The sequence below is a fragment of the Campylobacter sp. BCW_4323 genome, assembly GCF_001763115.1.
GTDB classification, from domain to species: Bacteria; Campylobacterota; Campylobacteria; order Campylobacterales; family Campylobacteraceae; genus Campylobacter_D; species Campylobacter_D jejuni.
Genome location: NZ_MJYC01000035.1, coordinates 38,210 through 50,433, shown reverse-complemented (window position 1 = coordinate 50,433; position 12,224 = coordinate 38,210). Strand labels below are relative to the sequence as shown.

The 12,224-nt window shown below is 32.1% G+C and carries 11 protein-coding genes, 4 tRNA genes and 1 pseudogene; 8 read left to right on the top strand and 8 right to left on the bottom strand.

Annotation, left to right across the window (positions count from 1 at the left end):
- Positions 1-163: 163 nt before the first annotated feature.
- The 3 genes from AJN60_RS01790 to rsmA are packed head-to-tail and all read right to left on the bottom strand — an operon-like array spanning position 164 to position 3,724.
- A complete protein-coding gene (locus AJN60_RS01790) occupies positions 164-925 on the bottom strand; it encodes a pseudouridine synthase (protein WP_070285768.1) in 762 nt (253 codons plus the stop codon).
- Between the two features lie 35 nt (positions 926-960).
- A complete protein-coding gene (locus AJN60_RS01785) occupies positions 961-2,955 on the bottom strand; it encodes a ribonuclease J (protein ID WP_079861557.1) in 1,995 nt (664 codons plus the stop codon).
- Positions 2,924-3,724 (bottom strand): 16S rRNA (adenine(1518)-N(6)/adenine(1519)-N(6))-dimethyltransferase RsmA, encoded by an 801-nt coding sequence (rsmA, locus tag AJN60_RS01780; protein WP_070285766.1) that lies wholly within the window; start codon positions 3,722-3,724, stop codon positions 2,924-2,926. The genes AJN60_RS01785 and rsmA overlap by 32 nt, the downstream gene beginning before the upstream one ends.
- Before the next feature lie 79 nt (positions 3,725-3,803).
- Between rsmA and AJN60_RS01775 the strand changes: the two genes are divergently transcribed.
- From AJN60_RS01775 to AJN60_RS01765, 3 genes are read left to right on the top strand one after another with little or no spacing between them, the layout of a single operon-like run.
- Positions 3,804-4,340 carry a phosphorylase family protein gene (locus tag AJN60_RS01775; protein ID WP_070285765.1) on the top strand — a complete coding sequence of 179 codons (537 nt, stop codon included), beginning with the start codon at positions 3,804-3,806 and terminating at the stop codon, positions 4,338-4,340.
- 22 nt (positions 4,341-4,362) lie between these two features.
- Entirely contained in the window at positions 4,363-5,433 is a 1,071-nt protein-coding gene (gene rlmN, locus AJN60_RS01770; RefSeq protein ID WP_070285764.1) for a 23S rRNA (adenine(2503)-C(2))-methyltransferase RlmN, read from the top strand.
- On the top strand, positions 5,430-5,528 hold the full coding sequence (locus AJN60_RS01765; RefSeq protein WP_002867513.1) for a hypothetical protein: 99 nt from the start codon (positions 5,430-5,432) through the stop codon (positions 5,526-5,528). Before rlmN ends, AJN60_RS01765 begins: the two co-directional genes overlap by 4 nt.
- A gap of 13 nt (positions 5,529-5,541) precedes the next feature.
- Here AJN60_RS01765 and AJN60_RS01760 read toward each other — a convergent pair.
- A tRNA-Met gene (locus AJN60_RS01760) sits at positions 5,542-5,618 on the bottom strand.
- Positions 5,619-5,750: 132 nt separating this feature from the next.
- On the opposite strand from AJN60_RS01760, the gene AJN60_RS01755 reads away from it, so the two are divergent.
- The 4 genes from AJN60_RS01755 (at position 5,751) to AJN60_RS01740 (ending at position 6,597) form a co-directional block, all read left to right on the top strand.
- Positions 5,751-5,838: transfer RNA gene (locus AJN60_RS01755), tRNA-Ser, on the top strand.
- A gap of 46 nt (positions 5,839-5,884) precedes the next feature.
- Positions 5,885-5,960, top strand: a tRNA-Ala gene (locus AJN60_RS01750).
- Positions 5,961-5,963: 3 nt separating this feature from the next.
- Positions 5,964-6,039, top strand: a tRNA-Val gene (locus tag AJN60_RS01745).
- Positions 6,040-6,066: 27 nt separating this feature from the next.
- Positions 6,067-6,597 (top strand): GNAT family N-acetyltransferase, encoded by a 531-nt coding sequence (locus tag AJN60_RS01740; protein WP_070285763.1) that lies wholly within the window; start codon positions 6,067-6,069, stop codon positions 6,595-6,597.
- On the opposite strand, the pseudogene leuD reads toward AJN60_RS01740, so the two are convergent.
- Positions 6,577-6,961: pseudogene (leuD, locus tag AJN60_RS01735) on the bottom strand (3-isopropylmalate dehydratase small subunit); the annotation flags it as partial. The gene AJN60_RS01740 and the pseudogene leuD overlap by 21 nt on opposite strands.
- Before the next feature lie 463 nt (positions 6,962-7,424).
- On the opposite strand from leuD, the gene AJN60_RS01730 reads away from it, so the two are divergent.
- The gene (locus tag AJN60_RS01730) at positions 7,425-8,054 is read left to right on the top strand and encodes a hypothetical protein (protein ID WP_070285762.1); all 630 of its coding nucleotides are present in this window, start codon (positions 7,425-7,427) and stop codon (positions 8,052-8,054) included.
- Between the two features lie 35 nt (positions 8,055-8,089).
- Here the strand turns inward: AJN60_RS01730 and AJN60_RS01725 are convergent, their stop codons facing one another.
- The 3 genes from AJN60_RS01725 to flgE form a co-directional block, all read right to left on the bottom strand.
- Entirely contained in the window at positions 8,090-8,734 is a 645-nt protein-coding gene (locus tag AJN60_RS01725) for an outer membrane beta-barrel protein (protein WP_070285761.1), read from the bottom strand.
- 137 nt (positions 8,735-8,871) lie between these two features.
- The gene (gene queF / locus AJN60_RS01720; RefSeq protein ID WP_044778580.1) at positions 8,872-9,255 is read right to left on the bottom strand and encodes a preQ(1) synthase; all 384 of its coding nucleotides are present in this window, start codon (positions 9,253-9,255) and stop codon (positions 8,872-8,874) included.
- 248 nt (positions 9,256-9,503) lie between these two features.
- Positions 9,504-12,047, bottom strand: coding sequence for a flagellar hook protein FlgE (flgE, locus tag AJN60_RS01710; RefSeq protein WP_070285760.1), 2,544 nt, complete (start codon positions 12,045-12,047; stop codon positions 9,504-9,506).
- Between the last annotated feature and the right edge of the window lie 177 nt (positions 12,048-12,224).

The following is a 12,224-nucleotide window of genomic DNA, read 5'->3' as shown; positions in this document are numbered from 1 at the left end:
ACTAACCAATTTATAAAAATTGAAATGAGAGTATATAAAATCTTGTTTTCAAAGTCAAGGAAATTGATGAAATTTTTTTATTATTTTCCTTTTAAAAAGGATAAAAATAGAATTTTTAGAATTTAAAAATTATCATTATTTTTTAAATTTTTGTATATAATGATCAATATCTTATTTCATTAAATTTCAAAAAATCTCTTAATTTTTCATATTCGCCATTTTCCAAATAGCGATGTTTTCCCGCCTTTAACATACCAAGATCTAAAGCCCCAAAAGCAACACGCTTAAGATCCATAATCTCAAGATCAAAATGCCCAAAAAAGCGTCTAAGCTCTCTATTTTTACCTTCATTTATAACCACTCTAAGCTTAGTATAACCTCCACTTGATCCAAAAATTTCAAAGTCTATAAAAGGAGCAAAACTCATAGAGGTAATTTTAGTTTTTGCATGTGCGCCTTTTTTTTCATTTTTAATCTCAAGTCCATTTTGCATGGCTTCGATGACTTGTTTGCTCACCATACCTTTAACTTTAAGATAGTATTCTCTTTCTAAATCGCTATGCATTAAAGCATCGGCAATCACAGGAGAATCTGTAAGCAAAAGCAAGCCCTCGCTTGCATAATCCAGCCTGCCTACGCTAAGCCAAGTGCTAAATTGTCTTGGCAAGGTATCGTATATAGTTTTTCTTCCACGATCGTCTTTTTTACTGACAATTTCGCCTTTTTGTTTATGGTAGATTATCACGCTAAATTGCGTTCTTTTTTGCACTCTTTTACCCTTAACAAAGACTTTATCATCAAATTTAATTTCATCGCTTAAAAGGGCAATTTTGTTGTTTATTTTTACTAAGCCTTGTTTGATAAGTTCATCAGCTTCACGGCGTGAATAACGAGTGTTATGGGATATAAATTTATTAATTCTCATTTAATCTTCCTTAAAAAGGGCGTTTTTGCCCTTTTTTACATTACAAAAATAGTTGGAACTATGGTTGGGTATTTTTTAATCTTTCTAAAGATATGTTTTCTTAAAACTTGGCGGATTTGATTTTCTAAAAATCTTGGATCATTGAGTGCTTCATCTTTAACATTGATGAAAAACTGTCCTAAAACTTCAGCCATATCTTTGCTAAAAGCATGATCGTGTTTGTCAGCTACTAGCCCATAGCTAAATACTCTTGGTTTGTTGATCAGTGTTTTTGTAGCTTTGTCAATTTGTGCAATGATAACTACTATACCACTATCTGCAAGTTTTTGACGATCTATAACTACATCATCGGCGATTTGTTTGTTGATTTGATTATCCACAAAAACTTTACCTGTTTTTACGGTTTTTATGCGTTTGATATATTTTTGGCAAAGTTCTACTTGATCGCCATCACTCATAAGATAGATATTTCTTTCGGGGATACCGCACTTCATCGCTGTTTCTTTGTGCTTGGTGATGTGATTGTATTCTCCATGAACTGGTAAGAAAAATTTAGGTTTGGTAAGGGTTAGCATAAGTTTTTGCTCTTCTATGCTAGCGTGTCCGCTTACATGAATTTCACTAAATTCTTGATACGCTACTTTAGCTCCTGCTTTTAAAAGATAGTCAAGCACCGCAGAAACACTTGCTTCATTTCCTGGTATAGCTTTAGCTGAAATGATTACTTGATCTGTAGGTTTGATTTTTATAAATTTATGCTCATCTGTTGCCATTCTATAAAGCGCACTCATGGTTTCGCCTTGACTTCCTGTGGTTACAATAAGCACTTCATTGTCTTTATATTTGCTTACTTCATCAGCATCGATGAAAATTTTTCTATCAAGTTTAATATAGCCTAATTCCATAGTGGTATAAAGATTTCTTTCCATAGAACGACCGATGACACAAACTTTTCTGCCGTATTTTAAACCATAAGTGATAGCTTGATAAACGCGGTGGATATTAGAACTAAAAGTACTCATGATCACTCTGCCCTTAGTGCGTGCAAAAATTTGATCAAAAGTTGGTCCTACGGAGCTTTCACTTTTTGTATAGCCTTCTTTATAGGAATTTGTACTATCGCTTAAAAGACATAAAACCCCTTCTTCCCCATAATGTGCCAAACGCCCTAAGTCTGTTGGATAGCCATCGATTGGAGTTTGATCGATTTTAAAATCACCTGTATGGATAATCGTTCCTGCTTTTGTCTTGATCGCAAGTGCTGAAGCATCAATGATAGAATGCGTGATATGAATCCACTCTATATCAAATTCACCTATCTCATAAACTTTGCGTTTTTCTACAGGACGAAACCATTTGCGTTCTGCTTTTAAGCCATGTTCTTCAAATTTGTTTGAAATCATTCCTAAAGCCAAAGGTGTAGCGTAGATAGGAAATTGAAATTCTTTAAAGAAATAAGGCACCGCACCGATATGATCTTCGTGTGCATGGGTAATCACTATACCACGAATTTTATCTTTAATTTTTCTTACATAATCAAAATCAGGGATGATAATATCTACCCCATGCATAGTTCCATCAGGAAAACTCATGCCTATATCTATTATGATTGCATCTTTATTGGTTTCAAAAACGCTAATATTTCCACCGATTTCTCCTAAGCCTCCTAAAGGAGTAATGCGGATTTTATGTTCGCTAGAATTATTATATTTTAAAGGGTGTAAGCGGTTTTCATGTGAAACACGGTTAGCTTCTATACATTCTGCAAGAGCGATTTGCCAATCTTCATTGCCTGTGAGTTTTGAAGGAAGATTGCGATTTTTCTTCTTTTTTTTCTCAGTTTTATTTTCTGAGTTTTCAGAATTTTCCTTGTTAGAAATTTGATCGATTTTTGGAGTATCGTTTTCATTTTGCAAAGAATCAGCTAATTTTTTTCTACGATTTTTATATTTATAGCGTTTATTGTTTTTTGAATTTGAGTTCGGATTTTGTTCGTTTTTATTTATCTCTTTGTTTTCGTCCATATTCATCCTTTAATTTGTCATAAATTTTAAGGTATGAATTAACGCAAATTTCATGTGGTCTGATGTTTTCTTTTAAGCCAAGAGCACTTAAAACTTCTAAAACTTTTACTTTATATGTTTTTAAATTTCCTAAGAGTTGTTTTCTAGGAGCTTTAAAACAGTCTTTTAGAAAATTTTTGAAATTTTCTATTTCACAAAGTTCATCAAAATCCTTAGTTTTAATCAAACTCATCACCGCTGATATAACTTTTGGCGGCGGATTAAAACATTGTGGATCAACATCAAAAAGTATTTTTCTTTCGCAAATCATTGCACTTAAAACACCTAAAGAAGAAAACTCACTATTTCCTTCTTTAGCGCAGAATTTTTCAGCCATTTCTTTTTGCACCATTACAATAAGCCCTAGACAATTTTTATCTTCTAAAGCTTTTAATATAATGTGACTTGCAACATAATAAGGCAAATTTGCAACCAAAAAATATGGTTTTTCATCAAGACTAGGATTAAAAGCTTCGCTTGCGTCTTGATGGATCAAGTTAAATTTTCCACATTCAAGTTCTTTTTGAAATTTCTTTTTTAAAATAGGTATGAGATCATTATCGATTTCATAAGCTTTTACTTGAGAAATTTTTAAAAGTTCTTGCGTTAAATCACCTAAGCCAGGCCCAATCTCAATGATATTGTTCATCTCTTTGGGTATGGCTTGGATGATTTTTGCTAATACGCTTTTATCGATTAAAAAATTTTGTCCGTATTGTTTTTTTGCTTTAACCATAAGAAATAATTTTATCTAAAAATTCTTAATTAAGTCTTTTTAGGTAGAATTATTTTTGTAAAATTTCATAAGGATCAAAATGGTTGTTTGTGCGGGTGGAAATGAAAATTTTTCTTTTGCAAAAGCTATAGGTATAGGTTTGGTTGAATCAGCTTTTCATTTGGGTCAACTTTGCTTAAAAGAAAAACCATCAAAACTCATATTTATAGGAACTTGTGGGCTTTATGATAAGGGGGAAATTTTAGAAATTTATAGAAGTTCATATGCTTTTAATGTAGAATTTTCTAAAATTTCACATGCTTTTTATACTCCTGCAAAATATGAAATTTGCTTAGAAAAAGAAAATGTTTCTCGTGAAACAATCAAAATCAATTCTTCAAATTATATTTGTCAAAATTCAAAAGCAGCAAAAGAATTTTCAAAATTAGGTTTTTTTGCAGAAAATATGGAAGCCTTTTCTGTTTTGAGTGTAGCTAAAAATTTAAATATTGATGCAGAGTGTATTTTGTGTGCAACAAATTTTTGCAATGAAAACGCTCACGAAGATTTTATAAAAAATCATCAAAAGGCAAAAGAAAAATTAGAAGAATACTTAAAAAAATATCATTATATTTAAAAATTCAAAAAGGAAAATAATTTTGAAAGAGCTTGTTAATATTTTAGATTTTTTACCTGAAGAATTAGGAGAAAAAATCAAACCGATGTTTCGCGTGAAACAAATTTATCAATGGATTTATCAAAAATACGCCAATAATTTTTCCGATATGTCAAGTTTACCAAAAGATCTACGTTTAGAACTTGCACAAAATTTTCATTTCTCTCCTGTAAAATGCGTTAAAAATGAGCAAAGTAAAGATGGAAGTATAAAATATCTTTTTGAACTCGTTGATGGTTTAAGGGTAGAAAGTGTGCTTTTGCCTATGAAAGAAGAAAAAATAGACGCGGAAGGCAAAATAATTTCTCATGCGAGATATACTATCTGTGTTTCTTCTCAAGTAGGTTGTAAAAGTGGCTGTAGTTTTTGTCTTACTGCTAAGGGTGGCTTGAAAAGAAATTTAAGTGCAGGGGAGATAGTCGGACAAATTTTATGGATCAAAAAACAAAACAATATCCCTTACGAACGCCGTATAAATATAGTATATATGGGTATGGGTGAACCTTTGGATAATCTTAAAAATGTTTCTAAAGCGGTAAAAATTTTATCACAAAATGATGGACTTGCCATAAGCCCACGCCGTCAAACCATCAGTACTAGTGGTTTGGCAAAACAAATCAAAGAATTAGGTCAAATGAATTTAGGTGTTTTACTTGCTATATCATTGCATGCAGTTAATGATGAGCTTCGAACTGAGCTTATGCCTATCAATAAAGCTTATAATATCGCTGCGATTATGGATGCGGTGCGTGAATTTCCTATAGATCAAAGAAAAAGGGTAATGTTTGAATATCTTTTAATTGATGGTATCAATGATAAGCTTGAACACGCTAAAGAATTAGTCAAGCTTTTAAATGGTATTAAAGTCAAAGTGAATTTAATACTCTTTAATCCACATGAAGGAAGTTTATATAAACGCCCTAGTTTAGAAAACGCGATTAAATTCCAAGATTTACTCAGCAATAAAGGTGTAACTTGCACTATAAGAGAAAGTAAAGGACTTGATATCTCAGCTGCTTGTGGACAGCTTAAAGAAAGGGCAAAAGAACAATGACGATGTTAGATATTTTCGAAATCATTTTTATAACAGCTGTTGTAATTATAGGTTTTGGTGGAATTGTTTTTGTAGTAACAAAAGAAAAAAAATAATTATTACATTTAATGGTGTCAAGGGGGAGACTTGAACTCCCGACCTCCGGCTTATGAGACCAGCGCTCTAACCAGCTGAGCTACCCTGACTAAAATAAAATATAATTATACTACTTTTTACTAAAAATTTTCTGATTTTTAAAAAAATAATTTTATTTTCAATATTTAAAAAATTTCTTTATTTTTAAAGCTTTTATAGATATAATGAACGCTTTATTTCATAGACAGGTGTCCGAGCGGTTGAAGGAGCACGCCTGGAACGCGTGTAAAGTGCAAGCTTTCGAGGGTTCGAATCCCTTCCTGTCTGCCATCAAATAAATTTTAAGGCAAACTAAGTTATAATACAAACTTCATTTGGGGCATTAGCTCAGCTGGGAGAGCACAACGCTGGCAGCGTTGGGGTCAGCGGTTCGAACCCGCTATGCTCCACCATATGGTTCCGTAGCTCAGCTGGTAGAGCACTACCTTGACATGGTAGTGGCCGTTGGTTCAAGTCCAATCGGAGCCACCATCACCCTTCCTTATACAAAGGATTATCATGCAAAACACTATCATACAAAAAGCCGTCCATAAAGATTTAAATTCTATACTTGAAATCACAAAAGATGCTTTAAATGCTATGAAAGCTATGAATTTTCATCAATGGGATGAGAATTATCCTAATGAAATAGTTTTTCAAGAAGATATACAAGTACAAGAACTTTATGTGTTTAAAGAAAATGATGAAATTTTAGGCTTTATCTGTATCAATGAAAAATTTGAACCTGAATTTTACAAACAAGTTATTTTTAACAAAAAATATGATGATAAAGCTTTTTATCTACACCGTTTAGCCGTCAAACAAAAAGCAAAGGGCAAAGGCGTAGCACAAAAACTTTTAAATTTTTGCGAAAATTTTGCCTTGGAAAATCACAAGGCAAGTTTAAGAGCAGATACTCATAGTAAAAATTTTCCTATGAATTCGCTTTTTAAAAAGCTTGATTTTAATTTTTGTGGAAATTTTAACATACCTAATTACCAAGATCCTTTTTTAGCTTATGAAAAAATTCTAAACCAAAAAGCTTTTTGAGTTTTTCTCATAGGCTTTGATTTGTACTTCATGTTTTAAAGTTAAAGCTATATTATCAAGTCCTTCCAAAAGACAAATTCTGTGAAAATCATCTAAATCAAAAGAAAAATCCTATCTTTAAAAAATATCTTTTTTACAATAAAGAAATTTCTATATTTTTATCTTGGGATTTTTTTAACTCATCAACTATTTCCAAAACCTCATCTTTAGTAAGTTCTATGGTAAGCAAACCATTTCCTAAGGCATTGTTTTTAAAAATATCTGCAAAAGAAGGTGCGATAATAACTCTAATACCATAATCAACCAAAGCCCAAGGCGCATGCTTTCTTGAAGAGCCTCTACAAAAATTTTCAAAACTCACCAAACATAAACATCATCTAAATTATAAATATTTTCATCGTAGTCTAAATTTTCAAGGCAAGTTTTTATCGCCATAACCACTTCTTCTAAATCGCATTTTCTACATCACGCAAAGTGGTATCAAAGATTATGATTTTATTATCTTTCATGATTTAATCCTTTAAAACCAAATAGAATAAATGAATAAAATTTCAAAAACTTAACAACAATGATAAAAAATTAAAAATGTAAAAAATGATTAAAAATAAAATTGAGTTTTAAAGTGAGAGTTGCAGTAGCAGATTAAAAGTATTGTCTTTACTTTTTTGTTGGACTGAATTTGAAATTTTACAAATTTGCTTCATCTTTTCCTCCTTTGTTAAAATTAATCCTTGATGTATCATATTTTTAGTAAATGTGCTTGTAAAATTCTTAAATTAAGAAAATTATTGATATAATTGTAGTTTTAAGTAACAAAAAGGATGTTGATGTTAAAAGAACTCTTAGAGATTAAAAAAGAAATGGAACCTGTTATCCACGAAGCCAATGTGAAATTAAATGTCCTGGCTCGTGAAGTCATAGTCCGAAAAAAAGAATACGAAATTTATGGCCCTATGGTAGATCGTGTTTATCTTGATAATGCCATTTATGTTAAAGTTATGTCAAGTGGACGCGATGTAAAAACAGACAATGTAGCTATAAAAAATGGTTTTTACATGGTTTTTGTAGCCCCTGAAAAAGAAAGTACAAAAGATATCAAAAACAAACTCAAAGTAGCTTATGAGGGGCTTGATAACAAATTTATCGCTACACTCATACGATCTTGCCAACGCTTTAAAGAAATCATAAATAAAACCCAAGCCACACTCGCTAAAGCTTCTAACATGAATGTAGTAGTAAAAACAAATTTAGGCGAAGCAAGTGCTGCACTTAAATTTAACATCAATATAGAATATACTAGAGACACCCAAAAACTCACTCGCGAAAATTCAAAATCAGCAGGAAGCTTTAGAGATACTAAAACTTATATAAATCTTATAGTAGAAAAAAATACAGATTCTCAAATTTGTGAAAAATTACTTGATGATGTAGAAAAATACTTTATCGGTGGAGGTTGATTTCATTAATGCAAGTTATAAAAACTTGCATTAGATTAAAATTTATAATTATATCCTAAATATACACCATAATTTGTTTGTTTAGGATCGTAGAAGTTTGAACCTACTGTATTTTGATAAAAATTTCTAGAATTATAATGAATTTGCTCTGCTTTAAAGCCTAATTCTATTTCATTATGTGGCGTCAAATCATATAAAGCACCTATTTTCGCTCCATAAAAATAACCGTCAAAATTTTGCGACAAAGATAAAAAGCTTGTTTTTAAGGTAAGATCTGTTCTTGCATATCCTCCATACACACCTAAAACAGCTCTGGTTTTTTCAAAAAGCTTAGGAGTAAAATCATAACCTGTTAAAAATTTATGTGTAGTAAAATCACCTTCGATTTGAATTTTAGGAGTTTTGATAAAATCACTAAATTCATCAGAATAATTATAACCAGCATAAATTCTATGATTTTCATTTAAACGATATCCAAGTTTTAGACCAAACGATGGTATATTACCTGAAATATCTCCATTAAAATTTTGCTTTGTATTCTTATGTTTTAACTCACTTTTTACTTGAGCATGTATCCAAGCTGCATCAGCACCTATAAAAAAACCGGAATTCTCATCTGCTAAAGCCAAATTTGAAAACAAAGTAGCACTTGCGACAATGCTTAATAATTTTTTATTCATAACCTAACTCCTTATAATAAAATTCGATCTAAAAATTTTAGATCTTTTTATATTATATATTCTTCAAAGGTTAAATAAGATCTTTTTATAAAATATTTAATCTTTACATAAAAATATGTGAATATTTTACTCAAATATTATTTTGGAACAACTATATCACTACGACATTCTATCACCGTATGCACATTTCCACGCGGGTTAAAATCCCCTACAACTTTAATCCATTTTGGTTTTAATTTATCTTTTAAAGTATTATAAATTTCATTGATACTTGCTTCATGTGAAACATTTCTATACATAAAAGTATTGATATAAAGCTTTATCGCCTTAAGCTCAACCACAAATTTATCAGGCATATACTCAAGATAAATCGTCGCAAAGTCAGGATAACCCGAACGCGGACAACAACACATAAATTCAGGCAAAGTGATTTTAATGATATAGTCATTTTTCGCATCATTTGGCCAAATTTCCATATTTTCTACATCAAATTCTTTGATTTCTTTTTCACCATAACGCATAGATTTTCCTTAAAAATTTAAATTTCAAGCAAAAATTATAACAAAATAAGTTTTTAAAACGATTATGATACAGATAAGAAAATGCAATTTTATTGCAACTCACCCCTAGCAAGAGTGAGTTAGCAATAAATTGAAGGCAGTTCAAGCCTAAGCCTAGTATTACAAGACTACCAAGATAGGCTTGTAAAGCAAGGCTTGCTCCCTTTAAGGGAGCAAAAAACAATATTTTATAGAATGCTAAGCTTAAATTATTGTTTAAGCTGGATCAAGGTTTGAAGCATTTGATCACTCGTTGAAATGGTTTTTGAGTTTGCTTGATAACCCCTTTGGATAATGATAAGTTCTGTTAAAGAACGGCTCAAATCCACATTTGACATTTCAAGAGCTGAGGTTTTCATCTCACCACGACCCCCTGTTCCTGCTTCACCTACTACGATATTACCACTATTTGCAGTAACTTTGAAAAGGTTTCCGCCGATTTCCTCAAGACCTGAGTTATTAGCCACTGAAGCCATAGCGATTTTTGCCACTGCAAAAGTTTTACCATTGGTAAATTCACCTAAGATATTTCCTTTATCATCAACGCGGATAGCATCAGGTTTTAAGTTACCCGAAGTATAACCATCGGTTGCTTGTCCTGTTAGAGTTGAAGCAGAGTTTGAGCTTACAAGGCCATCATTGCTTCCGCTTGTTCCAAAGGAAAGTTTGATTTGTTGATTTGGCGCAGCACCATTGTTTGGTGAAAAGCTTATAGTTTTTGGTGTATAGCTTGCTAAAGATCCATCGTTGTTAAATCTTGCGCTACCCACGATGATGTTCGTAGGACCTTCTCCTGTAGTGTTGATCTCTGCAGGTTCTGGCACACGGATGATCATTTGCCATTCATTACCCCCATCTTGAGTGGTGCTTTGTTTTACAAATTGCACTTCTAAAGTGTGTTTTGAACCTAAAGAATCATAAATTTCAAGCCCTGCTGAAAAGGATGAAAGTTTAAGCTGTTCGCTTTCTTTGATCGATCCACCCGTTACTAAAGGACCATCCCAAGCTTTAAAGATAGCTGTAAAAGCATCATTAGTGCTTACTGTACCTTCTTTATTAGAATAAGCAGTGATATTAAAACTCATATTTTTAGCTGCCACATTTTGAGCATTGCCACCATTAACGCCTGCACCTGAAGGTATGGTGGAGTCTTCATTTGCATTAGATATAGCAAAATGTCCGCTTGAATTTACTACAACTTTGACATTTTGATTGATATCATTCATATCTACTGTTGTTCCATTACCTTTACCACTACCATTATAGTCTACACCATATCTAGCATCTCTTTGCAAAAGTTCTCTTAAATCTTCAGTCGTTCTAAATACTCTTGCATCAGTATTTAAAAGTCCACCATGCAAAGCATCCCAGTAGTTTGCAGAAGCAGGATCTGTAGGTTTATTGTTTGCATTAGCAACATAACTTGGACCCCCATCAGGATTATACATAGGAGGTAAATCCACAGGATTTGAACTATAAATATACTTATGCGCGGTAATAACTTTTACATTTTCACCTCCAGTTTGAGCACCATTACCAGCTATCCAAGCAGAATTAGTCTTAGCAGTACTCATTTGTGTTACTGTAAATTTTTTTTGTCCTTGATTATAAGTTACATTTTGAATTTCACCCGCACTATTATTAGAATTTACAGTAAGATCAATATTTTTCATATTATCTGTAGTGCCATCAGCATTATCATTGACAAATTCTATGCCTGAGCCATCTGATTTTTTAACCGCTTTTACTCCTGTTCCATCTCTAGTATCAGTTGGAGCAGTAAAAGTATTGATATAAGCTATAGCATCATCAAGACTTTGAATATCAGCATTATAAATATTTACACCATTTAAAGTTATATCTAAAGTTACTTTATTGTCCTTATCACCCCAAAAAATAACTCCATTTTGAGTTGACGTATTGTTAGAATCAAATACATTTTGTCCTCCTGTATTTGTAGTGTATTTTGCATCTGCGTATGAAACCCAAATTCCTTGTCCATCTCTTAGATTTAGCCCTGTTCCTTTTGCATTAAATAAAGCTCCTGCATCTACACCTTTTTCTGTTACTTCAACCGAATTTTTAGAAGTAGTATAAAACTGAGTGGTTCCTGTATCGTTTTCATCTTCAGCTTTGTTGGTTTTAGTATTATAGCCATGAACTGAGTCAAGTCCATATAAATTCGTGCTTGAAGTTCCTATATTTAAACCACTATTTAAATTTGCTTTGATAGCTACTTCGGTTGATTTTGCTGCAGGGATATGCATACCAGGATCGATGAAAATATTTTGTGGAGTTCTTGAGCTATCTATGGTTTGATCATCCCAGTTGATATTCCATCCTTGCACAACAAAACCGGCATTGTTTACGAAATTCCCATAAGCATCAAGTTTAAAGTCTCCACTTCTTGTAAGATAGTTTGTAAGACCGCCATCATCACTCACCATGAAAAAACCATCACCATTGATAGCAACATCAGTGTTTTTATCTGTAGTTTGAACTGAACCTTGAGAGTGAATTCTTGTAGTAGAACTTACTGAAACGCCAAGACCGATTTGAAGTGGGTTTTGTCCACCTCTTCCATCAGTTGGAGTTGTAGCGATTTTTACTGTTTGGCTAAACATAGTTCCAAAATCTGCACGAGAGTATTTAAAACCAGTGGTATTAACATTTGAAATGTTATTACCTTCAACATCCATCGCAACTTGATGTGCTTGTAGTCCGCTTACGCCAGACCAAAGTGATCTCATCATCTTAAATCCTTTATAAAATATTGTTTTAAAAATTTAACGCTTTGACTTTAAAAACTTTTGCGTTTATGTGAAGTTTTACAAGCAAGTTCTGTTCCAACTTTTGAAATTTTTTATGAATTTTTTAAAAATTTATAGAAAAAATTTAAAGGTATTTTAGGAGTTTATGGAACTTTGGGC